This window comes from Leifsonia soli (assembly GCF_013408745.1).
GTDB lineage: Bacteria > Actinomycetota > Actinomycetes > Actinomycetales > Microbacteriaceae > Leifsonia > Leifsonia soli.
Map to the genome: position 1 here is coordinate 1,369,594 of NZ_JACCBJ010000001.1, position 26,949 is coordinate 1,396,542.

The 26,949-nt window shown below is 70.3% G+C and carries 27 protein-coding genes; 11 read left to right on the top strand and 16 right to left on the bottom strand.

What is annotated here, in order from left to right:
• Positions 1–24: 24 nt before the first annotated feature.
• From BJ963_RS06645 to BJ963_RS06655, 3 genes are all read right to left on the bottom strand, one after another.
• Complete coding sequence (locus BJ963_RS06645; protein ID WP_179455437.1) at positions 25–759, bottom strand: CT398-like coiled coil hairpin domain-containing protein; 735 nt, start codon at positions 757–759, stop codon at positions 25–27.
• A 28-nt stretch (positions 760–787) separates the two neighbouring features.
• Complete coding sequence (locus BJ963_RS06650; protein ID WP_179455446.1) at positions 788–1,606, bottom strand: Nif3-like dinuclear metal center hexameric protein; 819 nt, start codon at positions 1,604–1,606, stop codon at positions 788–790.
• A gap of 88 nt (positions 1,607–1,694) precedes the next feature.
• On the bottom strand, positions 1,695–3,923 hold the full coding sequence (locus BJ963_RS06655) for a purine-cytosine permease family protein (protein WP_179455448.1): 2,229 nt from the start codon (positions 3,921–3,923) through the stop codon (positions 1,695–1,697).
• Positions 3,924–4,076: 153 nt separating this feature from the next.
• On the opposite strand from BJ963_RS06655, the gene BJ963_RS06660 reads away from it, so the two are divergent.
• Together BJ963_RS06660 and BJ963_RS06665 are read left to right on the top strand one after the other, a co-directional pair.
• A complete protein-coding gene (locus BJ963_RS06660; protein ID WP_089910158.1) occupies positions 4,077–4,883 on the top strand; it encodes a thymidylate synthase in 807 nt (268 codons plus the stop codon).
• Positions 4,880–5,362 carry a dihydrofolate reductase gene (locus BJ963_RS06665; protein WP_179455450.1) on the top strand — a complete coding sequence of 161 codons (483 nt, stop codon included), beginning with the start codon at positions 4,880–4,882 and terminating at the stop codon, positions 5,360–5,362. The genes BJ963_RS06660 and BJ963_RS06665 overlap by 4 nt, the downstream gene beginning before the upstream one ends.
• Positions 5,363–5,365: 3 nt before the next feature.
• On the opposite strand, the gene BJ963_RS06670 is transcribed toward BJ963_RS06665, so the two are convergent.
• Positions 5,366–5,965 carry a DUF1345 domain-containing protein gene (locus BJ963_RS06670; protein WP_089916687.1) on the bottom strand — a complete coding sequence of 200 codons (600 nt, stop codon included), beginning with the start codon at positions 5,963–5,965 and terminating at the stop codon, positions 5,366–5,368.
• 108 nt (positions 5,966–6,073) lie between these two features.
• Between BJ963_RS06670 and BJ963_RS06675 the strand changes: the two genes are divergently transcribed.
• Complete coding sequence (locus BJ963_RS06675) at positions 6,074–7,387, top strand: aspartate aminotransferase type Ic (RefSeq protein ID WP_089910152.1); 1,314 nt, start codon at positions 6,074–6,076, stop codon at positions 7,385–7,387.
• A gap of 5 nt (positions 7,388–7,392) precedes the next feature.
• A complete protein-coding gene (locus BJ963_RS06680; protein ID WP_179455452.1) occupies positions 7,393–7,908 on the top strand; it encodes a GNAT family N-acetyltransferase in 516 nt (171 codons plus the stop codon).
• Between the two features lie 92 nt (positions 7,909–8,000).
• Here BJ963_RS06680 and dhaM read toward each other — a convergent pair whose 3' ends face one another.
• Genes dhaM through trpD form a run of 4 tightly spaced genes read right to left on the bottom strand, consistent with a single transcriptional unit; the run spans position 8,001 to position 11,480 of the window.
• Complete coding sequence (gene dhaM / locus BJ963_RS06685; protein ID WP_089910148.1) at positions 8,001–8,720, bottom strand: dihydroxyacetone kinase phosphoryl donor subunit DhaM; 720 nt, start codon at positions 8,718–8,720, stop codon at positions 8,001–8,003.
• Positions 8,717–9,358 (bottom strand): dihydroxyacetone kinase subunit DhaL, encoded by a 642-nt coding sequence (gene dhaL, locus BJ963_RS06690; RefSeq protein ID WP_089910145.1) that lies wholly within the window; start codon positions 9,356–9,358, stop codon positions 8,717–8,719. Before dhaL ends, dhaM begins: the two co-directional genes overlap by 4 nt.
• A gap of 33 nt (positions 9,359–9,391) precedes the next feature.
• Entirely contained in the window at positions 9,392–10,390 is a 999-nt protein-coding gene (gene dhaK / locus BJ963_RS06695; RefSeq protein WP_089910143.1) for a dihydroxyacetone kinase subunit DhaK, read from the bottom strand.
• 40 nt (positions 10,391–10,430) lie between these two features.
• Positions 10,431–11,480, bottom strand: a complete 1,050-nt coding sequence (gene trpD / locus BJ963_RS06700; protein WP_089910140.1) for an anthranilate phosphoribosyltransferase — start codon at positions 11,478–11,480, stop codon at positions 10,431–10,433.
• Between the two features lie 132 nt (positions 11,481–11,612).
• Between trpD and ctaE the strand changes: the two genes are divergently transcribed.
• The 5 genes from ctaE (at position 11,613) to BJ963_RS06725 (ending at position 16,752) form a co-directional block, all read left to right on the top strand.
• Positions 11,613–12,257, top strand: coding sequence for an aa3-type cytochrome oxidase subunit III (gene ctaE / locus BJ963_RS06705; protein ID WP_172824178.1), 645 nt, complete (start codon positions 11,613–11,615; stop codon positions 12,255–12,257).
• A 23-nt stretch (positions 12,258–12,280) separates the two neighbouring features.
• A complete protein-coding gene (gene qcrC, locus BJ963_RS06710) occupies positions 12,281–13,117 on the top strand; it encodes a cytochrome bc1 complex diheme cytochrome c subunit (protein ID WP_179455454.1) in 837 nt (278 codons plus the stop codon).
• Between the two features lie 42 nt (positions 13,118–13,159).
• Complete coding sequence (gene qcrA, locus BJ963_RS06715) at positions 13,160–14,227, top strand: cytochrome bc1 complex Rieske iron-sulfur subunit (RefSeq protein ID WP_089910132.1); 1,068 nt, start codon at positions 13,160–13,162, stop codon at positions 14,225–14,227.
• On the top strand, positions 14,224–15,840 hold the full coding sequence (gene qcrB, locus BJ963_RS06720; RefSeq protein ID WP_179455456.1) for a cytochrome bc1 complex cytochrome b subunit: 1,617 nt from the start codon (positions 14,224–14,226) through the stop codon (positions 15,838–15,840). The genes qcrA and qcrB overlap by 4 nt, the downstream gene beginning before the upstream one ends.
• Positions 15,841–15,936: 96 nt before the next feature.
• Positions 15,937–16,752, top strand: coding sequence for a methyltransferase domain-containing protein (locus BJ963_RS06725; RefSeq protein WP_179455458.1), 816 nt, complete (start codon positions 15,937–15,939; stop codon positions 16,750–16,752).
• Between the two features lie 518 nt (positions 16,753–17,270).
• On the opposite strand, the gene BJ963_RS06730 is transcribed toward BJ963_RS06725, so the two are convergent.
• The 5 genes from BJ963_RS06730 to BJ963_RS06750 all read right to left on the bottom strand — a co-directional run bounded on the left by BJ963_RS06730 (position 17,271) and on the right by BJ963_RS06750 (position 22,392).
• Positions 17,271–17,693 carry a cytochrome c oxidase subunit 4 gene (locus tag BJ963_RS06730; protein ID WP_089910123.1) on the bottom strand — a complete coding sequence of 141 codons (423 nt, stop codon included), beginning with the start codon at positions 17,691–17,693 and terminating at the stop codon, positions 17,271–17,273.
• 3 nt (positions 17,694–17,696) lie between these two features.
• The gene (gene ctaD / locus BJ963_RS06735) at positions 17,697–19,445 is read right to left on the bottom strand and encodes an aa3-type cytochrome oxidase subunit I (protein WP_089910120.1); all 1,749 of its coding nucleotides are present in this window, start codon (positions 19,443–19,445) and stop codon (positions 17,697–17,699) included.
• Between the two features lie 9 nt (positions 19,446–19,454).
• Entirely contained in the window at positions 19,455–20,342 is an 888-nt protein-coding gene (gene ctaC / locus BJ963_RS06740; RefSeq protein WP_089910117.1) for an aa3-type cytochrome oxidase subunit II, read from the bottom strand.
• A gap of 144 nt (positions 20,343–20,486) precedes the next feature.
• Entirely contained in the window at positions 20,487–20,843 is a 357-nt protein-coding gene (gene erpA, locus BJ963_RS06745) for an iron-sulfur cluster insertion protein ErpA (RefSeq protein WP_089910115.1), read from the bottom strand.
• 94 nt (positions 20,844–20,937) lie between these two features.
• Positions 20,938–22,392, bottom strand: coding sequence for a dipeptidase (locus BJ963_RS06750; RefSeq protein WP_179455459.1), 1,455 nt, complete (start codon positions 22,390–22,392; stop codon positions 20,938–20,940).
• A 41-nt stretch (positions 22,393–22,433) separates the two neighbouring features.
• Between BJ963_RS06750 and BJ963_RS06755 the strand changes: the two genes are divergently transcribed.
• Both BJ963_RS06755 and BJ963_RS06760 read left to right on the top strand, forming a co-directional pair.
• Positions 22,434–23,030, top strand: a complete 597-nt coding sequence (locus BJ963_RS06755) for a DUF3043 domain-containing protein (RefSeq protein WP_089910108.1) — start codon at positions 22,434–22,436, stop codon at positions 23,028–23,030.
• Between the two features lies 1 nt (position 23,031).
• Entirely contained in the window at positions 23,032–23,967 is a 936-nt protein-coding gene (locus BJ963_RS06760; protein WP_179455461.1) for a ribonuclease HI family protein, read from the top strand.
• Here the strand turns inward: BJ963_RS06760 and BJ963_RS06765 are convergent.
• From BJ963_RS06765 to hisD, 3 genes are all read right to left on the bottom strand, one after another.
• Positions 23,935–24,978 carry a quinone-dependent dihydroorotate dehydrogenase gene (locus BJ963_RS06765; RefSeq protein WP_179455463.1) on the bottom strand — a complete coding sequence of 348 codons (1,044 nt, stop codon included), beginning with the start codon at positions 24,976–24,978 and terminating at the stop codon, positions 23,935–23,937. The two genes, BJ963_RS06760 and BJ963_RS06765, sit on opposite strands and share 33 nt — an antisense overlap.
• Positions 24,979–25,095: 117 nt before the next feature.
• Entirely contained in the window at positions 25,096–25,566 is a 471-nt protein-coding gene (gene nrdR, locus BJ963_RS06770) for a transcriptional regulator NrdR (RefSeq protein ID WP_179455465.1), read from the bottom strand.
• A gap of 16 nt (positions 25,567–25,582) precedes the next feature.
• The gene (hisD, locus tag BJ963_RS06775; protein ID WP_179455467.1) at positions 25,583–26,893 is read right to left on the bottom strand and encodes a histidinol dehydrogenase; all 1,311 of its coding nucleotides are present in this window, start codon (positions 26,891–26,893) and stop codon (positions 25,583–25,585) included.
• Positions 26,894–26,949 lie beyond the last annotated feature (56 nt).

Below are 26,949 nucleotides of genomic sequence, written 5' to 3' on the forward strand. Positions count from 1 at the left end.
CCGGGCTCAACGATAGCGCAGGCGTCAGAGTCCGGAGTCCTCACCGCGCACCAGGATGGCGCCGCTGTCCGGGCACAGCACGACATCGTCGGCCGCGGCACGACGGATGTCGGAGAGGTCCGACTCGGTCAGCTTCACGTTCGACCCCATCGAGACGCCGCGGATGAGCGCGGCGGCGCCCACACCGTAGCGGGCGCGCTGGCGCTCGTACAGTTCGATCAGATCGGCCGGCAGCGCCTCCGCCATGGTGGCGCGGTCCTTCGCCAGCGCCGTGCGCTGCACCTCCAGCTTGCCCGCCTCCTCGTCGCGCTGCGCTTCGAGGGCGGCGACGCGCGCACCCAGCTCGGCGCGCTCCCCCTCGACCCCGGCGAGCGCCTGCTCGAGGTCCTCCACGCGCTGCATGACGGTGAGCTCGATCTCCTCCAGGTCGTTCTTGCGCTTGGCGAGGGACGCGAGCTCCGCTTCGAGCGCCTGCACGTCCTTCATCGAGGCGGACTGCTGCACGCGGTCCGAGTCGCGCTTCGCCCGCGCGTCGACGATCTGGACGTCCGACTCGATGCGCTTGAGCTCGGCCCTGGCGTCCTCCAGTTCGCCGGTCGCGGCGATCCAGCGCGCGCGCAGCGCCTCGACCTCCGGCTGCAGCTTCACGAGCTCGGCCGACTGCGGCAGGTTCTTCGTGGCGTGCGCGAGCTGCGCCAGGCGGGTGTCGGCGGCCTGGAGGCGCAGGAGCTCGTTCTGGTCGGCGGGACTGGCTTTCACGGTGCGGTGCTTCCTTCGTGCGAGGTGGTCATTGCAGGATGACGAAATCCCAGGGGTCGGTGCGGAGCTCGCTGACGACGACCTCCACTCCGGGCAGCGCCGTGCGGAGCTGCTCAGCGGCGGTGTCGAGCCAGAGCCATTCGCTCGCCCAGTGCGAGACGTCGAGCAGAGCGGGACCGCCGCCGAGCACGGCTTGCTCGCGCGCTTCGGAGGCGGGATGGTGCCGCAGGTCGGCGGTGATGTAGACGTCGGCGCCGCGGACGGCGTCGCTCCCGAGCAGGGAGTCGCCCGCGCCGCCGCAGACGGCCACCCGGGTGACCGGCTGGTGATAGTCGCCGGAGGCCCGGACTCCCCCGGCCGTGGGCGGGAGCACCTCGGCGAGCGCGCGGGCGAGCTGGCCGAGCGTCGTGGGCTGCGGCAGGTCGCCGACGCGCCCGATGCCCGTCACGCCGTCGGCCGACGGCGAGATGGGCCGGGTGTCGCGGAGGCCGAGGCGTGCCGCGAGCACGTCGCTGGTTCCGTCTGCGACCACGTCGGCGGTGGTGTGCGCGGCGTACAGGGCGACGCCGCCGCGGATCAGCCGGGCGAGCAGTGCGCCCTTGTAGCGGTCCTCCGCGATGCTCGTGACGCCGCGGAGCAGCAGCGGATGGTGGGACACCAGGAGGTCGGCGCCGAGTTCGACCGCTTCGTCCACGGTGGCCGCCACCGCATCCACCGACAGCAGGATGCGCTCGATCGCGGCGTCGGGATCGCCCGTCACCAGCCCGACCGCATCCCAGCTCTCGGCACCCGCGAGCGGCCAGAGCTGCTCGATGGTGTCACGGACGGAGGCGAGGGTGTGCGGCACGTCGTTCAGCCTACGGGATGCGGCCGGAGCGGCACCCGGCGGACCGGGGATGTGGACAGCGCTCCGGCCTGTGGAGGGACAGCGCGAATCAGGCCGCTGCCGCCTCCTGCTTCCGCACCGCGGGAACGGCGGTCACGAGCACCCCGAACATCCCGATCGCCAGAGCGATGACCACGCCGATGTTGCTCGCGCCGATCCCCGCGTTCGGGTCGACGCCCACCAGCCGGAACAGGTAGCCCTCCCACGCCAGCCACGGCAGCGGCGAGCTGACGGTGCCGAGCCCGACGGCCGTCGCTCCTGCCAGCAGGGCGAGGTTGGTCCACCGCCAGTCCGGGTAGACGCCCCCGCGGGTGAGCAGCGACGCCTGGTGGAAGCGCCGGGTGCGCAGCATCATCTCGCCGGAGAACACGCCCACCCACGCCGCGACCGGAACCGAGAGAGCGGTGGGGACCCCGCGGATGACCGTGGAGAGGTCGGTCACCGTCGCGGCCAGGGCGACGCCGACCGCGGCGATGGCGGCTCCCGCGATCAGCGTGCTCCAGCGACGCCCGAGCTTCACACCGGAGGCATCGAGGGTGAAGCCCGCGGAGTAGACCGTCAGCACCAGAGCGGACACCAGCGACAGGCCCACCGCGAGCAGCAGCGGCGCGGGATACCACGCGGGCAGTCCGAGCTGCACGAGGCCCCGGACCGGATCGCGCGCGAGCTCGGGCCCGAGACCCGGGTTGGATGCGGCCAGCAGCCCGCCGTACGACACCAGCAGGAGCGGAGGCACCCCGGCCCCGAACGTCGCCCACAGCATCGCCGCACCCCCGGACGAGAGCGGGCGCTGGTAGCGCGCGACCTCGGCGCCGCTCATCGCCCATGCCAGTCCGACATAGCTGAACACGAGGACGGCGCCCGTGACGACGTGCGTCCACAGCGCGTCGGGCACGGCGAGCGCGCGGGACACATCCACATGTCGCCATGTCGCGGCCACCATCAGGGCGATGAGCGCGGCGGAGGCGATGGTCAGCACCAGCTGCACCCGCGCGACGAGCGCATAGCCGACGTAGGCGATCGCCACCGCGACCAGGATGGTCACGGCGAGCGCCGCGGACGTCGCGAGGACCGCGTTCCCCGGCCAGTTCTCCGAGACGGTCAGGGCGCCGGCGGCCGATCCCGCGAGCCAGAGCAGCACGGACCCCCAGAACAGCTTGACGATCAGCGCCAGAAAGGTCGGGACGATGTTCCCGACGAGCCCGAACGACGCCCGCGACACGACGAGGGTGGGCTGGCCGCTCCACTTGCCGGCGAGGGTTCCGAGACCGAGCGGCAGGAAGGACAGCGCGACGCCGACGAGGGTGGCGACGAGCAGCTGCCGCAGGCTCAGTCCGAGCACGAAGAGCGTCGCGCCGACCCCGACGCTGATCAGAGAGGAGGTGGCGGCGAACCAGAGCCAGAACATCCGGGATGCGCGTCCGACTCGGAGATCCACGGGAGTGGGTTCGAGGTCGGCGGACTCGGGGGCGAAGAGCCCGCGGATCCGACCCGGGGAGGCGGCGGACGCGGCTGCGGGGGCGGCCACGGCGGCCACATCGCCGGTGGCGGCAGGGGATGCCGTGACGGCGACGGGTGTCACGGTCGGGGCGCCCTCGTCGTCACGCGCGCCGCCGGCGGCAGATGTCTCTGGCGCGATCGGCGCCGCGGCGGCGGCAGGCGTCACGAGCGGGACAGCCGGGACGACCGGAACCGGTTCCGAGTCGCGCGGAGCCAGCTCCTCCGGCACGAGTCCGAGCGGCTCGGCGCGGACGAGCGGCGGATAGGCCGGCGGGGCGACGGCCGGCTCCGGCTCGCGGTCCGGCGCCGGCTCCGGACCGCGCTCCGGCGACGGCGCAGAGGCATGGCGGCCCGGCCGGTGCAGCTCGTCCGTGGCTTCCGGCTCCCGTTCCGCCGCCGGCAGCGCGTGAGCGCCCGTGTGCGGCGCCGGCTCCCGCTCGCTGCGCTGGATCGGGATGGCCGCCGTCGCCACCCACGGGCTGAAGGTCGGCTGGGGCCCGGTCGGCTCCCGGCGGACCGGGAGATCGTCGAAGCTGATGGCCTGCGTCGGCGGGCCGCTCCCCTCGTCCGCGTCGTCATCCGTGTCGCCGTGCGCGTCGTCATCCGCGTCGCCGTCTGCCCCGTCGGCCGGGTCGTCGCCGCCTGCCGCCTCCTCCTGCTCCACGCGCGGCGCCTCGGAACGGATGATCGGGATGGCAGACGTGATGCGCGCGACCTCGTCCTCGAGCACGCTCGCCAGCTCGTCGTCGCTGTGCCGATCGGCCGCTCCCCGGTCCATGGCCCCAGACTACGACGCGCCGTCACCCAGCAGCAGAGCCTCCGTCCCGAGCGCGCCACCCCCACCGTCGAGTCCGCACAGATTGCACGTTTCCCGGCGAGAAGCGGTAAGTCTCTGCGGACTCGGCGGTGGGGAGGGAAGTAGCATCGGGGTGTGAGCCAGATTGCGACCCCGTACGAGGACCTCCTGCGCGACGTGCTGACGAACGGCACCCACAAATCCGATCGGACGGGGACGGGGACGCGCAGCGTCTTCGGCCGGCAGCTGCGGTTCGACCTCGCCGACGGCTTCCCGCTGATCACCACGAAGCGCGTCCACTTCAAGTCGATCGCGTACGAGCTGCTGTGGTTCCTGCGCGGCGAGAGCAACGTCGCCTGGCTGCGCGAGAACGGCGTCACCATCTGGGACGAGTGGGCGGACGCCGACGGCGAGCTCGGCCCGGTCTACGGGGTCCAGTGGCGGTCCTGGCCGGCGCCGGACGGCCGGCACATCGACCAGATCCAGCAGGTCATCGACACCCTCCGCAGCGACCCCGACTCGCGCCGCATCATCGTCTCCGCGTGGAACGTCGCCGACATCCCGAACATGGCGCTCGCTCCCTGCCACGCGTTCTTCCAGTTCTACGTCGCCGACGGCAAGCTCTCCTGCCAGCTGTACCAGCGCAGCGCGGACATGTTCCTCGGCGTCCCGTTCAACATCGCCTCCTACGCGCTGCTGACCCTCATGGTCGCCCAGCAGGTGGGCCTCGAGCCCGGAGAGTTCGTCTGGACCGGCGGCGACGTCCACATCTACGACAACCACATCGAGCAGGTGACCGAGCAGCTCACGCGCGACCCCTATCCCGCGCCGACGCTGCGCTTCGCACGCAAGCCGGACAGCATCTTCGACTACCGCTTCGAGGACTTCGTGGTCGAGGACTACCAGCACCACCCGGCGATCCGGGCCGCCGTCGCCGTATGACGATCGCACTGATCTGGGCGCAGGCCCATGACCGGGTGATCGGCGCGGGCGGCGTGATGCCCTGGCACCTCACCGAGGACCTCCGCCACTTCCGCGCCCTCACCGGCGACGATCCGGTGGTGATGGGGCGCCGCACCTGGGAGTCGCTTCCCGAGCGCTACCGGCCGCTCCCCGGCCGCGACAACATCGTGGTGACGCGCCGGAGCGACTGGGCGGCGCCCGGCGCGATCGTGACGCACTCGGTGGAGGAGGCCCTCGCTTCGGCGGCGGACTCCCCCACCGTCTGGGTGATCGGCGGCGCCGAGCTGTACCGGCAGACGCTGCCGACGGCCGACCGGTTGGAGGTCACCGAGATCGACCTCGACATCGCGGGCGACACCCGTGCTCCGGAGCCGGGCGACGGCTGGGACATCGACGCGGGCGACTGGCTCACCGGCTCGAACGGGATGCGCTACCGCTTCGTCAGCTACACGCGCTGACGATCAGGTCAGCCCGGCGACCAGGTTGACCGTCGCGGCGACGATGACCGTCCCGAACACGTACGAGAGCAGCGTGTGCCGCAGCACCGTCGCACGGATGAACGCGTTCTGGATGTTCGTGTCCGACACCTGGAACGTCATCCCGAGCGTGAATGCCAGGTACGCGAAGTCGCTGTACCGCGGGGGTTCCTCCTGGTTGAAGTCGATGCCGCCGCCCGTCCGGTAGTAGATGCGGGCGTAGCGGAGCGTGTACACGGTGTGCACGAGCGTCCAGGAGAGGGCGACGCTCACGATCGCCAGCAGCGCCACGCCGAGCTGCGCTCCGCCCTTGAGAGATTTCGCATCGACCAGGATGAAGACGACGGCCACCACGCTCGCCACCGACGCGAGGATCAGCAGCAGGTCGGTGGTGCGCCGGCCCGGATCCTCCAGCGTGGCGTGGTCCTTCGTGGTGTCGGCGTCGAGCCGCCAGACGGACAGCCAGACCCAGGCGATGTAGACGATGCAGGCGGCCGCCCACCCCGCGATGGCCGCGTAATGCCAGGCGTTCAGCAGCCCGACGACCACGGCGACCACCACTCCGGAGCCGATGGCGGTCGTCATCTTCGCGCGGGTCCGGCCGCGGCCCTTCTGCAGATCGTCGGTCACACTCCGGATGTTCGCACACGCCGGCTGGGCGCGCCGTGAAGCAGCGCCGGTACGATCGATGACGTGACGTCAGCAGCCCACTCCGCCTCCGCCCTCCGGCCCTCTCCCCTGGCCGACCTCGACACCGCCGCGCTCCGCGAGGCGCACTCCGCGTTCGCCCGCGCCTACGACGACCTGAAGGCCGCCGGCCTGAAGCTCGACCTCACGCGCGGCAAGCCGTCGGCCGAGCAGCTCGACCTCTCCGACGACCTGCTGCACCTGCCTGACGGGCGCTACCGGGATGCGGCGGGCACCGACCTGCGCAACTACGGCGGACCGACGGGCCTGGCCGAGCTCCGGGCGATCTTCGCGGACGCACTCCGCGTGCCGGTCGGGCAGCTCCTGGCGCTCGGCAACTCCAGCCTGACCCTCATGCACGACACGATCGCGTTCGCGCTGCTGCACGGCGTGCCGGGCGGCGAGCTGCCGTGGAGCAGCCGCCCGATCAGCTTCCTCGCGCCCGTCCCCGGCTACGACCGGCACTTCACCATCGCCGAGCGGTTCGGCATCCGGCTCATCCCGGTGCCCTCCGACGACAACGGTCCCGACATCGAGGCGGTCGCGTCCCTGCTGGAGACGGATGACAGCATCCGCGGCATGTTCTGCGTCCCCGTCTACTCGAACCCGACCGGCGCCGTGTACTCGGAGGAGGTCGTGCGGGCGCTCGTGTCCCTGCCCGCGGCGGACGACTTCCGGCTGATCTGGGACAACGCCTACGCGGTCCACCACCTCTCCGACGAGCGGCCGGAGCCGATCGATGTGCTCGCCCTCGCCGCCGAGGCCGGAAACCCGGACCGCCCGCTCGTGTTCGCCTCCACCTCCAAGGTGACCTACCCGGGCGCCGGCGTCGCGTTCTTCGGCGCCTCCCCGGCCAACGTCGAGTGGATGCTGCACAACCTCTCCGCGCAGAGCATCGGCCCCGACAAGCTCAACCAGCTGCGGCACGTCGAGCTGCTCCGCGACGCGGACGGCCTCGCCGCGCACATGGAGAAGCACCGCGCCATCCTCGAACCGAAGTTCGCGGCGGTCGATGCGGCGTTCCGCGAGCGGCTCGCGCCGTGGGGCGGGGGCACCTGGACGGCGCCGAGCGGGGGCTACTTCGTCAGCCTCGACGTGCTCGACGGCGCCGCGAAGCGTGCCGTGCAGCTGGCCAAGGAGGCAGGGATCGCGGTCACTCCGGCCGGGGCGACCTTCCCGTACGGCGACGACCCGCGCGACGCGAACATCCGCATCGCCCCGACCTTCCCTCCGCTCGACGAGCTGACGACCGCGCTCGACGGGCTCTGCACGGCGATCCTCCTCGCCGAGGCGGAGACCCTGCTGTCCGCGCGGGACTGAGCAGCATGGCCGGCTGGACGGTCCGCGCCAGCACGGAGGACGACTGGCAGGCGTATCGCGCGCTGCGGTTCGAGATGCTCGAGGACGCGCCGATCGCGTTCCTGGAGACGCTCGATCACGCGCGGACGCATCCGGATGAGCACTGGCGCCGGCGCGCGGCGAACACGTCGTCCACGAGCCGGCTGTTCGCCGCGGTGGCGGACGACGGTCGCTGGCTGGGCAGCATGGGCGGCTACCAGTCCGCGCCGACGCGCGAGCCGTACCTGGTCGGCGTCTACGTGACCCCGGACTGGCGCGGGCACGAGCACGGCATCACCGACGCTCTGCTGGATGCGGTGATCGACTGGGCACGCGGCCGCGGCGACCGCCTTCTGCTGGAGGTGCACGAGGACAACGAGCCCGCCATCCGCTCGTATCTGCGCCGCGGCTTCACGTTCACCGGCCGCACGCAGCCCTACCCGCTCGACCGCACGGCCGACGAGCGCGAGATGCAGCTCCCCCTCCTCCCCCGATCCCTCTGACCCCCACCGCCCGCTCCTGAGTTTTTCGGGTTCTCCTACGGCGTGTCGGGCGAAAAACTCAGGAGCTGACGGTGTGAGGGATGCGGGAGCGGTCAGACCTCGCCGAAGCCGGTGTCGACCAGGTCGGCGAGCGCGTCGACGGCAGCGCGGCCGTCCGGATCGTCGGAGGCGATGCGGGCCGTGGAGCCCGCGGTGAGCCCGAGCGACATGATGCCCAGGAGGCTCTTCGCGTCCTTGCCGTTCACGGTGACCTTCACCGGGAAGGTGTTCGCGAGCTTCACGAACTCCGCCGCCGGCCGGGCGTGGAGCCCCTCGGGGTTGCGGACGAGAACCTCGCGCTCATACGGACCGGCGGACGCGGGCTCTGCCGCCGGCTCTGCTGCCGCCTCTGCTGAGGCGGCCGTGCTGCCTTCCCGCCCCGCCCACGCATCGACGGCGCCCTCGGCCGCGGCCACGACCTCGTCCAGGCCGCCGCCGGACTCCGCGGCGACAGCCGCCGCGACACCGCCCTCGACGAACGGCACGTCCACCACGCGCACGCGGGACCGCTGCTCGTCGTCGAGCATGTCGAGCACGGTCTCCGCCGTGAGCAGCGCAGAGCCGAGATCGCTGATCACCACGACGCCGTCACCGCTGTCGGCCTCCGACACCGCGGACATCACCTTCGTGAAGCTGGTGCCGATGCCGTCGTCGTCGGTTCCGCCCGCGGCGACCAGCCGCACCGAACCGGCCATCTGACCGGCGAGCTGCACCATCCCCGCGGCGATCTGGGAACTGTGCGAGACGAAGACGACGCCGACCTTCGCGGTCATCCGGCCGCCTCGGCGGTCTGCGCCGCAGCCCGCAGGAGCAGCGCGGTCGACTGGGCGCCCGGGTCGCGGTGCCCGGCCGACCGCTCGCCGAGGTAGCTCGCACGCCCCTTCCGGGCGACGAGCGGCTCGGTGGCCACCGCTCCCTTCTCGGCGGCCTCCGCCGCGGCCGCCAGGATGCCGGCGGCCGAGGCCCCGGACTCCTGGGCGGCCGCAGCGGCGTCGACCGCCGGCGTCCACGCGTCGATCATGGTCTTGTCGCCGGGTTCGGCCTTTCCGCGGGACACGATGCCGTCGCGCGCGGCCGTCAGGGCCGCGACGAGCGACGCCTCGTCGATCGCGGCGGCGTCCCCGACGGGATCCGCCGCCTTGAGGAACGCCGTGCCGTAGAGCGGACCGGACGCACCTCCCACCGTCGAGATCAGGGTCATGGCGACCGATCGCAGTGCCGCGTTCGGCGTGGTGTCGTCCGGCAGCTTCTCCAGCGCGATGACCGATGCGCGCAGCCCGCGGTCCATGTTCTCGCCGTGGTCGCCGTCGCCGATCTCCCGGTCGAGCGTGTTCAGCTCCTGCTTGTGCTCGCCGATGGATTCCGCCGCGGCGGAGATCCACTGCCTCACCCAGTTCGTGTCCAGCGTCATCGACGCGTCCTCCTCATTGTCGGTTCCGGCTTGCTACAGGCCCCAGCGGAGCGCCGCGGTGTGGACGGGCGCGTCCCACAGCTGCGTCAGCTCGTCGTCCAGCTTCAGGAGCGAGATGGATGCGCCCTGCATCTCGAGCGACGTCACGTAGTTGCCCACGAGCGAGCGGCTGAGCGTGATGCCGCGCTCGTCGAGCACTTCGGCCGCACGACGGAACAGGATGTACAGCTCCGACAGCGGTGTCCCGCCCATGCCGTTCACGAACAGCAGCACCTGCGAGCCGTCGAAGGAGAGGTCGGTGAGGATCGCATCCATCATCCGGTCGACCAGGCGATCGGCCGGCTCCAGCTTGATGCGCTCGCGCCCCGGCTCGCCGTGGATGCCGACGCCGAACTCGATCTCGTCCTCGGGGAGCACGAAACCGGGCTCGCCGGCGTGCGGCACCGTGCCGTCCGTCAGGGCGAGGCCGATCGAGCGGACGTTCGCGTTGACGCGCTCGGCGACGGCCGTGACCGCGTCGAGGTCGTCTCCGCGGTCGGCGGCCGCCCCGGCGATCTTCTCGACGAGGACGGTGCCCGCGACGCCGCGCCGGCCGGCGGTGTACAGGGAGTCCTGCACGGCGACGTCGTCGTTGGTCACCACGGAGCGGACGGTGATGCCCTCCGCGGCCACCAGGTCGGCGGCCGTCTCGAAGTTGAGCACGTCGCCCGTGTAGTTCTTGACGATGTGGAGGACACCGGCGCCGCCGTCCGCGGCCTTGGTGGCCTCGACGATCGGCATGGGCGTCGGCGAGGTGAAGACCTCGCCGGGCACGGCCGCGTCCAGCATCCCCTTGCCCACGAAGCCGGCGTGGAGCGGCTCGTGGCCGCTGCCACCGCCGCTGACGAGACCGACTTTGCCCTGCACCGGGCCGTCGGCCCGGGAGACGAAGCGCGGATCCTGGGACACCTTCACGATGTCCGCGTGCGCTCGGCCGAAGCCCGCGAGGGACTCGGCCACGACGTCCGGGACGTCGTTGATGAGCTTCTTCATCGAAACCTTTCCTTCCATTCCAGTGGAATGCTCCACCGTGTCAGTGCGTCGCCGCCACCCACTCGTCGAGCTTCGCGGCCGCAGCCCCGGAGTCGATCGCTCGGGCAGCGACCGCCATTTGCGAACGGAACCGATCCAGGATGGATTCCTGGACCCTCGACGGGTCGGACGCGAGCTCGAAGGACACGAGCCCGGCCGCCGCGTTGAGCAGGACGATGTCGCGCACGGGGCCTTCTTCGCCCGCGAGCACGGCACGCACGACCGCCGCGTTGTACGCGGCGTCCTTCCCGAGCAGATCGTCGATGCGCGCGCGGGGGATGCCCAGATCGCGCGGGTCGATGTCGTGCTCGGTGACGAGGCCCCGAGAGACCTCCCAGACGTGGCTGTGACCGGTGGTCGACAGCTCGTCGAGCCCGTCGTCGCCGCGGAAGACCAGCGCGGTGGCCCCGCGGGTCTGGAACACGCCGACGATGAGCGGGATGCGGTCGAGCGTCGCGACGCCGACCGCGGACGCCTCGGGGCGCGCCGGGTTGCAGAGCGGTCCGAGGTAGTTGAAGACGGTGGGGACGCCCAGCTGGGCGCGGACCGGGCCGGCGTGGGCGAATCCCGGGTGGAACGCGCTCGCGAAGGCGAACGTGATGCCGACCTTCTTCAGCACCTCGGCGACCCGGTCCGCGGGGAGCGTCAGGTCGATGCCGAGGGCGGCGAGCACATCCGAGGAGCCGGATGACGAGCTCGCCGCGCGGTTCCCGTGCTTGATGACGGGAACGCCGGCGGCGGCGGCCACGATCGAGGCCGTCGTCGACACGTTCACCGTGCCGAACCGGTCGCCTCCTGTGCCGACGATGTCGAGGGCCATCGGGTCGACGACGAGCGGGACGGCGTGGTCGAGGATCGCGTCGCGGAACCCGACGATCTCATCCACCGTCTCGCCCTTGGCGCGCAGCGCGATGAGAAACGCCGCCAGCTGGGCGTCCGTCGCCTCGCCGGTCATCACCTCATCCATGGCCCAGGCCGCGTCCGCCACGCTCAGGTGCTCCCCCGCCAGGAGAGACGTCAGCACGGACGACCAGGACTGCGTGTGGACCATGAAGCGATCCTATCGGCGGGCGACACGCCACGGCGATAGCGGTCGATCTGCGGCCGGTAAGGCTGTCCTAACCGCAATTCGGGTCGATTCACGCCTCGCAGGTGGGAAAACCAGGGCACCTTTTCAGCCATAATGGGTTACGTGACGAGCACCTCCATTTCTCCCTCAGCGAGTGCGCCGGCGATCAACCGGCCCAATGTCGTGGCCGTCGGCACGATCGTGTGGCTCGGCTCGGAGGTGATGTTCTTCGCGGGGCTCTTCGCGATCTACTTCACCCTCCGGTCCACGTCCCCCGATCTCTGGGCCGCCGAGACGCAGCACCTCAACGTGCCGTACGCGCTGACGAACACGATCATCCTGGTCCTGAGTTCGGTCACCTGCCAGTTCGGGGTGTTCGCGGCCGAGCGCATGCAGCCGCGCCGCGCAGGCGGCATCCTGCAGTTCTGGCGCTGGGGCATGGTCGAGTGGTTCACGCTGACCTACCTCATGGGCGCGATCTTCGTCTCCGGCCAGGTGCTGGAGTACGCGACCCTCGTCTCCGAGGGCATCTCCCTCAGCTCCAACGCCTACGGATCGGCGTTCTACCTGACAACGGGCTTCCACGCCCTCCACGTCACGGGCGGCCTCATCGCGTTCCTGCTCGTGATCGGCCGCGCGTTCGCGGTCAAGATCTTCGGCCACAAGGAGGCGACGAGCGCCATCGTCGTCTCGTACTACTGGCACTTCGTCGACGTCGTGTGGATCGGACTGTTCGCGGTCATCTACATCATCCGATAGGAAACAGGAGCGTTCTTCACCCCATGCGTCCGAAAAACCCCCGCCCGGCCACCCAGCCCCGAACGGGCAAGCCCGCCCGCAAGGCCGGCCGCCGGCACCCGCTGGCCACCATCGCGCTGCTCGCGATCGGCCTCGGCCTGACCGGCGGTGCGTACGCCGCGTTCACGACGACGACCGCATCCGCCGAGCCGCAGGTCGCCGCCGCCAGCCAGAACTCGGTCGACGAGGGCAAGAAGCTCTTCCAGGCCAACTGCGCCACCTGCCACGGCCTCGACGCCCAGGGCAGCTCGGTGGCTCCGAGCCTGATCGGCGTCGGCGCAGCCGCCGTCGACTTCCAGGTCGGCACCGGCCGCATGCCCATGCAGATGCAGGGTCCGCAGGCCCAGGAGAAGCCAGTCCAGTTCACGGACGAGCAGGTCAAGGCCCTCGCCGACTACGTCTCCTCCCTCGCCCCCGGACCGTCCATCCCGGAGCAGAAGTTCCTCGACGGGAAGGGCGACGCCGCCCACGGCGCCGAGCTGTTCCGCATCAACTGCGCGATGTGCCACAACGTGGCCGGCGCGGGTGGAGCGCTCACCGAGGGCAAGTACGCCCCGCCGCTGACCGGCGTCACCGCGAAGCACATCTACGAGGCCATGGTCACCGGCCCGCAGAACATGCCGGTGTTCAACGACCTGAACATCACGCCGCAGGGCAAGGCCGACATCATCACGTACCTGAAGTACATCCAGAACAACCCGTCCCCGGGCGGCTTCGAGCTGGGCAACCTCGGCCCGGTCGCCGAGGGCCTGTTCCTCTGGATCTTCGGTCTGGGCGCCATCGTCGCCCTCACCGTGTGGATCACGGCCAAGTCCAACTAGTCGGCCCGCACAGGCACGAACCACAGCGTAAGAAGGAGAGCAATGGCACAGGACGAGAACGGCGGTCGCGAGCTGACGCCCGCCAGTTCGTCTGAGGCGCACCGCACCGGCGACCCCGGGACGGCGGTGATCATCCGCGACGCCGTCGAGAACCCCGGCTTCCCGCCTCACCGCCCGCGCGTCACCGACCTCGACCCGCGGAAGGAACGGCGCGCCGAGCGTACGGTCTACACGCTGTTCTACCTGTCGATCGCGGGCTCGGTGTGGGCGGTCGCCGCCTACCTCGCCTTCCCGATCGTCGACGGCGACCCCGGCTCGGTCCGCCTGAACAACCTGTTCATCGGCATCGGAGGAGCGCTCGCGCTCCTCGCGATCGGCATCGGCGCCGTCCACTGGGGCAAGGCGCTCATGCACGAGAAGGAGGGCGTCGACCTCCGTCACCCGGTGCGCGGCAGCGAGGCGACCACCGAGCGTGCCGCCGAGATCTTCCGCCAGGCCGACGAGGAGTCCGGCTTCAGCCGGCGCACGCTCGTGCGCAACAGCCTCATCGGCGCGCTGATCGCGTTCCCGCTTCCCGCCGTCGTCCTGTTCCGCGGCCTCGCGCCCGAGAACGAGGACCCGGTGGAGCTGCTCTCGAACACGATGTGGGCGAAGGGCGTCCGGCTCACCCGCGACCCAACCGGAACCCCGATCAAGGCGTCGGATGTGACTCTCGGCAGCGCGTTCCACGTGATCCCCGAGGGCCTCAACGAGGCCGAGAACATGCTGGAGGAGAAGGCGAAGGCCGCCGTGCTCCTCATGCGCCTCAAGCCCGAGGACCTGCACGTGTCCAAGGGCCGGGAGAACTGGAACTACGACGGCATCGTCGCGTACTCCAAGATCTGCACGCACGTCGGGTGCCCGGTGGCGCTCTACGAGCAGCAGACCCACCACCTGCTCTGCCCGTGCCACCAGTCGCAGTTCGACATCACGCACGAAGCGCAGGTCATCTTCGGACCGGCGAAGCGGCCGCTGCCGCAGCTGCCGATCACCGTCGACGCCGATGGCTACCTGGTCGCGCGCAGCGACTTCACCGAGCCTGTCGGCCCAAGCTTCTGGGAGCGCCATTGAGCACCACGACCGCCGCACCCGCGGCAACGACGACGGCCAAGAAGGGTGGCTTCACGGCGGCAGCCGCGAACTACCTCGAAGACCGCACCAGCATCTCAGGCGCCGTCAAGGAGTTCGGTCGCAAGATCTTCCCCGACCACTGGTCGTTCCTCCTCGGTGAGGTCGCGCTCTACAGCTTCATCGTCATCCTGCTGTCCGGAACGTTCCTGACGTTCTTCTTCCAGGCGTCGATGGCCGAGGTCACCTATAACGGCTCGTACGTGCCGCTGAAGGGCATCGAGATGTCCTCGGCGATGCAGAGCACGCTGAACATCTCGTTCGAGGTGCGCGGCGGTCTGCTGGTCCGTCAGATCCACCACTGGGCGGCCCTGCTGTTCGTGGCGTCCATCGGCCTGCACATGCTCCGCATCTTCTTCACGGGCGCGTTCCGCAAGCCGCGTGAGCTCAACTGGGTGATCGGCTTCGTGCTCTTCATCCTGGCCATGGCCGAGGGCTTCACCGGCTACTCGCTCCCGGACGACCTGCTCTCGGGCAACGGCCTCCGCATCATCGACGGTCTCATCAAGGGCCTGCCGGTGGTCGGGACCTGGATCTCGTTCCTGCTCTTCGGAGGCGAGTTCCCCGGAACGGCGATCGTCGGCCGCCTGTACACGCTGCACATCCTGCTTCTGCCCGCCTTGGTGGTGGCGTTCATCGCGCTGCACCTCATGTTCGTGGTCATCCACAAGCACACGCAGTACGCGGCTCCCGGGCGCACGCAGGGCAACGTCGTCGGCTACCCGGTCCTCCCGGTGTACGCGGCGAAGGCCGGCGGCTTCTTCTTCATCGTCTTCGGCGTTCTGGTGCTGATGGCCTCGCTGTTCACGATCAACCCGATCTGGAACTACGGCCCGTACGACCCCTCCCCGGTGTCCGCGGGAACGCAGCCGGACTGGTACATCGGCTTCGCCGACGGCGCCCTGCGACTGGTGCCGCCGGGCTGGGAGTTCGTCTGGCTCGACCGCACCTGGTCGTTCAACATCATCATCCCGGTGGCGATCCTCGGCCTGTTCATCGTGACCGTCATGATCTATCCGTTCCTCGAGGCGTGGATCACCGGCGACAAGCGCGAGCACCACATCCTGGACCGTCCGCGCAACGCCGCGAACCGCACGGCGATCGGCGCTGCCGGCGTCACGTTCTACGCGGTCTTCTGGGCGGCGGCGAGCTCCGACATCATCGCGACGCACTTCAAGCTGACGATGGAGGGTGTCATCCACACCCTGCAGGCGCTCTTGTTCGTCGGTCCGGTGATCGCGTACTTCGTGACGAAGCGCGTCTGCCTCGCGCTGCAGAAGAAGGACCGCTCGATCGCCCTCCACGGCTTCGAGACCGGCCGTATCGTGAAGCTGCCCGGCGGTGAGTTCATCGAGGTGCACGAGCAGCTCAGCGACTACGAGCGCTGGCGTCTGGTGTCGTTCGAGTCGTACGAGCCGCTGATGCTGCGTCCGAACCGACGGGGCAAGATCACGGCGGCGAACCGGGTCCGCGCGGGCCTGTCCCGCTGGTTCTTCGAGGACCGCATCGTTCCGCCGACCCGGAACGAGCTCGAGTCGGGCCACGACCACCACTGAGGCCCGCCTCCATCGGAAGCGCCGGTGCGTTCATTCGCGCCGGCGCTTTCGCGTTCCCGCCCGTTGTCTCCTGTTCCTTCGACCGAGGGGCTGCCCTTGTCCGCTGATCTGTCCCGGCTCGCCGCCTGGCTGCGCTGCCCCGTCTGCGAGGCCGATCTGGAGCCGGTCGACCGCCTGACGCTGGGATGCGCGAACGGACACCGTCACGACGTGAACAAACGCGGGTACGTCGCGCTCCTCGGCGGAGGCACCAAGCACCTGGGCGACACCACCGAGATGCTGGATGCGCGCGACCTCGTGCTCGAGGGCGGCGCCTACTCCCCCATCGCCGACGCCGTGGCGGCGTCCGCCGTCGGGTCGCGGGTGCTGGATGCGGGCGCCGGGACCGGCCACTACCTCCGCGCTGCACTGTCGTCCCTGCCGCAAGCCCTGGGGCTCGCCATGGACCTGTCCGCGCAGGCGGTCGCTCGTGCCGTGCGCTCGTCGGATCGGGTGGACGGCCTCGTCGCCGACACCTGGCGCCCGCTGCCCGTGCGCTCGGACTCGGCCGACACCGTGCTCGACGTGTTCGCGCCGCGCAACCTTCCCGAGTTCCACCGCGTCCTACGTCCCGGGGGAACCCTCGTCGTGGTGGTCCCCCGCACCGAGCATCTCGGTTCGCTTCGCGCCACCGGGAGCATGCTCGACATCCCCTCCGACAAGGCGGACGACGTCATCGCCACCGCGGAGCCCCTGTACGCCCTCCTGGCGCGCGAACCGGTCGCGTACGACCTCGCGCTCACGCCCTCCTTACGTGAGGCTCTGGCGGGCATGGGCCCGTCGGCGCGCCACGCGGCCACGGCGGCGGTCATCCCGTCCGAGGTCGACGCGACGCGCGTATCCGTCGACGTCCTCCACTTCACCCGCCGCTAACGCGGCCTGCTCCGTCCCTCCCGTCAGCGGCGTCCCCGCCACCCAGTGGACGCAACACGCCGCACGTCGCGACGCAGCCACGGCGTGTTGCGTCCACTGGATGGAGCCGGTCCTGCGCCCGAACCAGCGCGCGCGACGCTTGGCCCACTCGGGGGTCGCAACACGCCGTTACGACGGCGGGATAGCGGCGTGTTGCGTCCCACAGAGCGACAAACGCGGGGGAATGCCCGTTGGATCCCCCGGGCGCCGAAAGGCGGACGGGACGGCGCGACGCCGCACTCGGCGCAGCGGCAGTTGGAGACGCCACCTCGTCGCCCACGACCGAGCCATCCATGGGTCGCAACACGCCGCTATGTCGTCAGGATAACGGCATGTTGCGTCCCACAGATGAGGCTGCCGGCCGGGCCGCAGCGGCGGAGAAGCCTCGGTCACGCGCGCACGGAAGGGCGGAAGCGCCCCAGACGCACTGAGGGCCGCCTCCCGTGGGAGACGGCCCTCACTAGGCGCGGACGCCGGGGTCAGCGCGCGAAGTATCCGCGGTAGTACTCGTAGACCCAGCCGACGATGCAGACGAGGCTGAAGGCCACGCCGATGTAGCAGATCCAGAAGCCGACCGCGAGGCCGAGGATGACCAGACCCGCGCCGAAGGCGAGGGAGACCGGCCACCAGCTCCACGGGCTGAAGTTGCCGAGCTCCGGGTCGCCGTCGTCGATGTTCGCGTCGAGGCGGTCCTCCGGCAGCTCTCCCCCCTGCGAGGCGTGGGAGCGGCCGACGTAGAACGCGATGAACGCGGCGAGGATCGCACTCAGCAGCAGGGCGACGGTGCCGACCCACTCGACGTTGCGGTGCATCTCGTCGAGCAGGTTCCACAGCGTGTAGACCACCGCCGAGAGCAGGAAGAAGGCCGACAGGATCCAGAACAGGATGGCATTTGCGCGCATGGGTTACTTCACCTCGTCGTTCGCGACGTCGTGCACAGGGGCGTCGGGGGCGTCCTTCGCGGGACCCACGCCGATCGGGATGCCCGCCTCGGGGTGGTTCAGGTCGAACGCAGGCGACTCCGAACGGATGCGCGGGATCGACGTGAAGTTGTGGCGCGGCGGCGGGCAGCTGGTCGCCCACTCGAGCGAACGGCCGTAGCCCCACGGGTCGTTGACCGTGACCTTGGGCGCGTTGCGCGCCGTCAGGTACACGTTCACGAAGAACGGGATCATCGAGATCGCGAGGATGCCGGCGCCGATCGACGAGACCTGGTTCATCCAGGTGAAGCCGTCGGACGGCAGGTACGTCGCGTACCGGCGCGGCATGCCGACGACGCCCAGCCAGTGCTGGATGAGGAACGTCGTGTGGAAGCCGATGAACAGCAGCCAGAAGTGCCACTTGCCCAGCCGGTCGTTGAGCATCTTGCCCGTCCACTTCGGCCACCAGAAGTAGAAGCCGGCGAACATGGCGAACACGACGGTTCCGAAGACCACGTAGTGGAAGTGCGCGACCACGAAGTACGTGTCGGACACGTGGAAGTCGAGCGGCGGCGACGCGAGGATGACGCCCGTCAGACCACCGAAGGTGAACGTGATCAGGAAGCCGATGGACCAGAGCATGGGCGACTCGAAGGTCAGCGACCCGCGCCACATGGTGCCGATCCAGTTGAAGATCTTCACGCCGGTCGGAACGGCGATGAGCATCGTCATCAGCGAGAACCACGGCAGCAGAACCGAGCCGGTGACGTACATGTGGTGCGCCCACACCGTCACGGAGAGGGCGGCGATGGCGATCGTCGCGTACACCAGGGTCTTGTATCCAAAGATCGGCTTCCGGCTGAACACCGGGAAGATCTCGGACACGATGCCGAAGAACGGCAGAGCGATGATGTACACCTCGGGATGCCCGAAGAACCAGAAGAGGTGCTGCCAGAGCAGGGCTCCGCCGTTGGCCGCGTCGTAGATGTGCGCGTCGAACACGCGGTCGGCCGCGAGGGCGAACATGGCCGCGGCGAGGACAGGGAAGGCCATGAGCACGAGGATCGAGGTCACCAGGGTGTTCCAGGTGAAGATCGGCATGCGGAACATGGTCATGCCCGGCGCGCGCATGGTGATGATCGTGGTGATGAAGTTCACCGCGCCGAGGATGGTGCCGAAGCCCGAGAGGCCGAGGCCCACCACCCAGAGGTTGCCGCCGATCCCCGGAGAGAACGTCGTGCTCGAGAGCGGTGCGTAGGCGAACCAGCCGAACGACGCGGCGCCCTGCGGGGTGAGGAAGCCGGCGACCGCGATGAGCGATCCGAACGAGTAGAACCAGTACGCCAGCGCGTTCAGACGCGGGAACGCCACGTCCGGTGCGCCGATCTGCAGCGGCATGAGCACGTTGGCGAAGCCGGCGAAGAGCGGCGTCGCGAACATGAGCAGCATGATCGTGCCGTGCATGGTGAAGAGCTGGTTGTACTGCTCCTTCGTCGCCACCACCTGCAGGCCCGGCTCGAAGAGCTGGGCGCGGATGATCAGCGCCATCACGCCGCCGATGAGGAAGTACACGAACGACGAGACCAGGTACATGTACCCGATGGTCTTGTGGTCCGTCGACGTGATGTAGTTCACGAGGATGTTGCCCTTGCGCTCCACACCGTTCGCGGTGAGGATCGTGGGCGCTGGCTTGGGGGCGGCGGTGGCTCCCGGTGCCGGTGCTGTCGTCGTCATCTGTGCGTCCTACTCGTTGCCCTGCGGGGCGCCCGTTCCGGGCAGGTTCTGGTTGCGGTCGTACTCGGAGCCCAGCTGACCCTCGTAGCCCTGGTCGCGGAGGCTCTTGATGTGTGCGTCGTACTCCGACTGCGGCACGATCTTGACGTTGAAGAGCATGGCCGAGTGGTACTCGCCGCAGAGCTCGGCGCACTTGCCGACGAAGGTGCCCGTGCGGTCGGTCGTCTCGAAGTACATGTAGTTGGTCTTGCCCGGGATGACGTCCTTCTTGTAGAGCATCGCCGGCACCCAGAACGAGTGGATCACATCGCGCGAGTCGAGCTGGATCGTGATCTTCTTGTTCTCGGGCAGGTACAGGGTCGGGACCTCGCCCTCCTGGACCGATCCGGGGGTGGCGCTGTTGTCATCCGGCTGGACCTGGATTCCCGGGTCGTAGACGTTGTCGCTGACGTAGTTGAAGTCCCACGCCCACTGCTTCGCGTACACCTGGATCTTGACGTCCGGGTTCGCGTACGGCTTCTCGATCGCGTTCTGGTCGCGCGCGGTGAAGGCGAAGAAGCCGAGCACCAGGATGAGCGGCACGATCGTGTAGAAGATCTCGATCGGCATGTTGTAGCGCAGCTGCACCGGGAGGCCGGTCTGGCCCTTCCGGCGGCGGTACACGATGACCGCCCAGAGCGTGAGGCCCCAGACGATGATGCCGACGATGAGCAGGACGATCCAGCTGGTCACCCAGAGGCCGCTGATGCGGTCGGTGTGGTTCGTGACGGGCGGCTCGCCCTCGACGAAGCCCGGGAGGAATCCGTGCAGCTGAGCCTGCGTGCAGCCCGCGAGTGCCACGACGAGCGTCGCGGCGATCGGGATGGCAGCCCATCGGAGACGGCGATTGTGACGCACCGGTGACCTTTCGAGTGACTACTGGACAGTTCACATGCAACTGTATGTGGCTGTGTCTACCCTACTCCGACTGACACCCTGATCCGAACAAAAGGGCCGCCCTGTGGAGGGCGGCCCGATGTGATTCTCTGTGCTATACGGCGCTCAGTGGAAGGAGTCTCCGCACGCGCAGGAACCGGTCGCGTTGGGATTGTCGATCGTGAATCCCTGCTTCTGGATCGTGTCTTCGAAGTCGATCGTCGCGCCGTCGAGGTACGGAACGCTCATCTTGTCGACGATGACCTCCACCCCGTCGAAGTCGACGGTCGCGTCTCCGTCGAGCATGCGCTCGTCGAAGTACAGCTGGTAGATCAGACCCGAGCATCCGCCGGGCTGGACGGCGACGCGCAGACGCAGGTCGTCACGGCCCTCCTGCTCGAGCAGGCTCCTGACCTTGGATGCCGCGGCGTCGGTCAGGCCGACTCCGTGGGCCTTGGTCGCGGTCAGCGTTGTGTCGGTCATGGGACTCCTCACAAGGACGAAACGGGACTTCGGAACGAAATCTGGGTCGATTGTACGTCGCCGAGCTGGAAATTCGGCAGACCGCGGGATCCGCTCAGGATGCGGTGCGCCCGTCGAGCCGCGCGAGCAGCAGCGCCTCGGTCAGCACGGCGCGCTTGAACACGCCCAGGTGCAGCGACTCGTTGGGGCTGTGGGCGCGCGTGTCCGGGTCCTCGACCCCGGTGACGAGGATCTGCGCCTCCGGGAACTCGCGGACGAGGTCGGCGATGAACGGGATGGAGCCGCCGATGCCGGTCTCCACCGCCTCGGCTCCCCAGGCGTCGGTCATCGCGCGCTTCGCCTCGGTCGCCGCCCAGCCGTCCGTGTCGACGAGGAAGGGATCGCCGAGGTCGACATCGTCGATCGCGATGTGCGCGCCGAACGGCGCGTGCGCGCGCAGGTGGCGCTCGAGCGCTTCGTAGGCCTCACGGGCGGGCTGGCCCGGTGCGACGCGGGAGCTGATCCGCACGGCGACGCCCGGGAGCAGGGTGTTGGACGCGTTGGCGACGCTCGGTGCGTCGATCCCGGTGACCGTGATGGTCGGCTGCGACCACATCCGCGACAGGATCGGGCCCCGTCCGACACTGGTGACGCCCGGGAGGAAGGCGGCGTCCTCGGCGAGCTGCTCCTCCGTGAACGCCGGCGGCTCCGCCGCGGCATCGTACGAGGTGAGGCCGTCGACGGCCACCGCGCCGTCGTCGTCGTGCAGGGTGGCGAGGAGCTTCACCAGCGCGAGCATCGCATCCGGAGCCGCTCCCCCGTACATGCCCGAGTGCGAGGCGTGCTCGAGCGTCGAGACGGTGAGGCGGAACGTGACGTTGCCGCGGAGCGACACCGTCAGCGCGGGGGTGTTCACATCGACGTTGTCGGAGTCGGCGACCACGATGACGTCGGCGGCCAGGGCGGCTGCGTTCTGCTCCAGGAAGTTCGCGAAGGAGCGGGAGCCGAACTCCTCCTCCCCCTCGATGAAGACGGCGAGGCCGACCTCCAGGTCGTCGCCCAGCACGTCGCGCAGCGCCCGCACGCTCGCCACGTGCGCCATGACGCCCGCCTTGTCGTCGGCCGCCCCGCGGCCGTAGAGGCGGTCGCCGCGCACGGTCGGCCCGAACGGCGGAGTGTCCCAGTTCGCCTCGTCGCCCTCCGGCTGGACGTCGTGGTGGGCGTAGAGCAGGACGGTGGGTCGCCCGTTCCTCGCGGCCCGCGTCGCCAGCACGGCCGGCTGCCCGAGCGTGTCGCCGTCGCCGATCGGCGCCTGCTTGACCTCGACCCTGTCGAACATCCCGGTGTCGGTGAGGAGGGCGGCGACCGCGTCGGCACTGCGGCGCACGTTCTCGGGGTCGAACGCGGACCACGACACCGACGGGATGCGGACGAGCTTCGAGAGGTCGGCGACGGCCGACGGCAACCCCGCCTCGACCGCGGCGCGGACCTTCGCCTCGACGCCGGGGGCCGAACCGTCCGCCGTGTCGTCGGCGGCCGTGGGAACAGGGGTCTGCTGGCTGTCTGTCATGCGGGTAATCTTAAGCGGACCCCACAAGCGAAGGCTCGAAGTTGGCGAAACGACAGAATGCGGCGAGCGAGGCGGAGACGCCCGCCGCCGAGACCCCCGAAGAGACGGCTGCCCGGCTGAAGCAGGGCAAGGGCGCACCGACGCCCTCCCGCCGCCAGCAGGAGGCCGCCCGCAAGCGCCCGCTGGTGCCGACGGACCGCAAGGAAGCGGCACGCGTCGCCCGGCAGAAGCAGGCGGAGGCGCGCGAGAAGGCGCGCATCGGCATGGCGGCCGGCGACGACCGCTACCTGACCGCACGCGACCGCGGACCCCAGCGCCGGTACGTGCGCGACTATGTCGACGCCCGGTTCTCGATCGGCGAGTTCCTCATCCCGGTGATGCTGATCGTCATCATCCTGACGTTCCTGCCGTGGCCGGAGATGCAGGTCTACGGCCTCTTCGCGCTCTGGGGCTTCTTCCTGATCGCGGTCATCGACTGCATCGCGCTCGGCTTCCTGGTGCGCAGGCGCATCGGCGCCAAGTTCGGCGCGACGAAGGTGGAGCGCGGCCTGCGCTGGTACGCCGCGATGCGCGCTCTGCAGCTGCGGGTCATGCGCCTGCCGAAGCCGCAGGTCAAGCGCGGCCAGTTCCCGAGCTGACATGGCGATCGTCGCGGCGGCGGACGGCTCCGCCCTCGGCAACCCCGGCCCGGCCGGCTGGGCCTGGTACGTGGACGACGACCACTGGTCGGCGGGAGGCTGGCCGCACGGCACCAACAACCAGGGCGAGCTCATGGCGGTCATCGACCTGCTGGAGGCGACCGCCCACCTCGGCGACGACCTGCACATCTTCTGCGACAGCCAGTATGTGATCAACGCGGTGACCAAGTGGATGCCGGGCTGGAAGCGCAAGGGCTGGCGCAAGGCCGACGGCGCCCCCGTCCTGAACCGCGAGCTGCTGGAGCGCCTCGACCGCGCCCTGCAGGGCCGGAGCTACCGGTTCGAGTGGGTCAAGGGACACGCCGGTCATGAGCTGAACGAGGCGGCGGACGAGCGGGCGCGCGCCGTCGCCCTCGCGTACCAGAAGGGCGACCCCATCCCGATCGGCCCGGGGTGGCCCGGTCGGGCGGCCGTCGCCGAGGAGCCGGCACCCGCTGCCGCTGCGGCCACTGCCGCACCCGCTGCGGCCGTCGCCGCCCCCGCGCCGCAGGACGCCTCCGTCGAACTCGACCTCTTCGACGACCTCGCCGCCGAGGAGACGGACGAGCAGGTCGTCGCGCGATTGGAGCGCGAGCTGCTGGAGCCCACGGTCCGCTCGGATGCCTCCCGGCTCGCCGAGCTGCTGCATCCCTCGTTCGAGGAGATCGGGCGTTCGGGCCGGTTGTGGGGCCGGGATGCGCTGATCTCCGAGCTGGCCGTCGACGACGACCCGGCCGCGGCGATGGAGCTGCTGGCCGTCGACCGCGTCGCGCCAGAGACGCTGCTGCTCACCGCACGGACGACGGATGCGCGCGGCGCGACCCTGCGGAGCTCCCTCTGGGTGCGCAGCTCGGGCCGCTGGCGCCTACGCTTCCACCAGGGGACGCCGGAGGCGTAGCAGCCCCCGGTTGATCTGCCGGGCCCAGAGCGGGCCGCGGTAGAGGAACGCCGTGTAGCCCTGCACGAGGGTCGCTCCGGCATCCAGGCGCTCCTGTACGTCCTCCGCCGTCTCGACGCCCCCGACGGAGATGACGCAGAGTTCGGCCGGTACGACGGCGCGGATGAGTCGGAGCACCTCGAGGGACCGCGCCGCGAGCGGGGCGCCGCTCAGCCCGCCGGCGCCCGCCGCCGCTACGACGGCGGGGTCGGTGCGAAGACCCTCCCGCGAGATCGTGGTGTTGGTGGCGATGATGCCCGCGAGCCCGAGCTCGACGGCCAGACGCGCGATGCGCTCGACCTGGTCGTCCGTGAGGTCTGGCGCGATCTTGACCAGCAGCGGTGTCGCACCGGCGACCTCCTTCACCGCGGTGAGTAGCGGGCCGAGCAGCTCCAGCTCCTGCAGGCCGCGGAGCCCCGGCGTGTTCGGGGAGCTGACGTTGACCACCAGGTAGTCGGCGACCGGGGCGAGCGCGCGGGCGCTGGTCAGATAGTCCTCCGTGGCGTCTTCGACGGCGACGACCCGCGACTTGCCGATGTTCACGCCGAGCACTGGGCGCTTCGCCGAACGGCGAACCCGGAGCAGCCGGTTCGCCGCCGCACCGGCGCCGTGGTTGTTGAAGCCCATCCGGTTGATCACGGCGCGGTCCGGGATGAGGCGGAACAGCCGCGGCTTGTCGTTGCCGGGCTGCGGGCGCGCGGTGATCGTGCCGACCTCGACGTGGCCGAAGCCGAGCGCGCCGAGGCCGAGGACGCCCTCACCGTCCTTGTCGAATCCGGCCGCCACGCCGAACGGTGAGTCGAACCGCAGCCCGAGCGCCTCGACGGCGAGGGACGGATCCGGCGCCGTGAACCGGCGCGCCAGCCCGCCGAGGCCGACGGCCGGGAGGGCGCGGATCACCACGAACGCGAGGTGATGGGCCCGCTCGGGGTCGAGCCGGGACAGGACGAGGTCGAAGAGTGCGCGATACATGCCGGTATGAGAATACCCGGCCCCGCTACTCGACCTCGACCGGCTCCGCGCGGTGGAGCTCAGGGCAGCGCGCAGCGATGCCGCGACCCCAGCGCCGAGGGAGCCTGCGACCGAGGTTCAGGAAGGAGCGCCGGCAGGCTCCACATGCGCCAGCCGCAGGGAGCGGATGGCGGCCTCGAAGTCGTCGAGCGAGTCGAACCCCTGGTAGACGCTGGCGAACCGCAGGTACGCCACCTCGTCGAGCTCGCGCAGCTCCGGCAGGATCGCGAGGCCGATGTCGTTGGCCTCGATCTGCGACGCACCGGTCGAGCGGATGGTCTCCTCGACCTTCTGCGCCAGCACGGCCAGATCGGAGTCGGTCACCGGGCGCCCCTGGCACGCCTTCCGCACGCCGAGCACGATCTTCTCGCGGCTGAACGGCTCGGCCACCCCGCTGCGCTTGATCACGCTGAGGCTCGCCGTCTCCGTCGTCGAGAACCGGCGGCCGCACTCCGGGCACTGCCGGCGGCGGCGGATCGACAGCCCGTCGTCGCTCGTCCGGGAGTCGATGACGCGGGAGTCCGGGTGACGGCAGAAGGGGCAGAACATGAAGGGATTCTATCGCTCAGCGGGTGCGGAACCGCTGGGTGACCGCTTCTCCGTGCGCCGGGAGGTCCTCCGCCGTCGACAGGGCCACGATCCGGTCGGCGACCTCCCGCAGCGCGTCCCGGTCGTACTGGACGACCTGCTGCGGGCGGAGGAAGGAGTAGGCGCCCAGGCCCGGCGAGAAACGCGCCTGTCCGCCGGTCGGGAGCACGTGGTTCGACCCAGCCAGGTAGTCGCCGAGGCTCACCGGCGACGTCGGGCCGAGGAAGATGGCGCCCGCGTTGCGGATGGAGCGCAGCAGCTCCTGCGGGTCGGCGGTCTGAAGCTCCAGGTGCTCCGGGCCGTAGGCGTTGCTGAACGCTGCAGCCGCGGCGAGATCGTCCACGAGCACCACGGCGGACTGCGGGCCGCCGAGGGCCGTGCGCACCCGCTCACTGTGCTTGGTCGCGCCGGCCAGCGCATCCAGCTCTGCCACAACGCGCTCGGCGAACGCCGGGCTGTCGGTGACCAGCAGGGAGGCGGCCGCCTCGTCGTGCTCCGCCTGCGAGACCAGGTCTGCCGCGACGTAGGCGGGGTCCGCGGTGTCGTCCGCGATCACGAGGATCTCGGTCGTGCCGGCCTCGGAGTCGATGCCCGCCTGACCGCGTACGACGCGCTTCGCGGCCGCCACGTAGATGTTGCCGGGGCCGGTGATGACCTGGACCGGCTCCAGGCCGATTTCTTCGACGCCGTACGCCAGCGCGCCGATCGCACCGGCGCCTCCCATCGCGTACACCTCATCGATGCCGAGGAGGCCGGCGGCCCCGAGGATGACCGGGTGGACTGCTCCCCCGAACTCGCGCTGGGGAGGGCTCGCGATGGCGACGGAGGCGACGCCCGCGATCTGTGCGGGCACCGCGTTCATGACGACGCTCGACGGGTAGACGGCCTTGCCGCCCGGCACGTACAGTCCGGCGCGCTCCACGGGCTCCCAGCGCTGCACGATCGTGGCACCGGGACGGAGGACGGTCTCGGCCGGCGGCGGCACCTGCGCGGCGGTCGCCTCGCGCACGCGCGCGATCGCCTCCTCCAGCGCCTCACGGACGTCCGCGGGAAGCGCCTCGATGGCGGCGTCGATCTCCGCCTGGGGAACGCGGACGGAGGCCGGCGCGGCCCCGTCGAAGCGCTCGGCCTGCTCGGCGAGGGCGGCGAGCCCGCGCTGCCGCACGTCGTCGATCAGCGCGGAGGCGACCGACATCGCCGCCTGGACGTCCACGACGGGACGGGGCACGAGTCGCTGGAAGGCGGCGCGAGTAGGCTGGACACCGCGGAGGTCGATGGTCTGGATCATGGCCCATCCACCCTATCCGCTCGGGCACGTCCCTCCCCCGCGGAATGGTCGACACA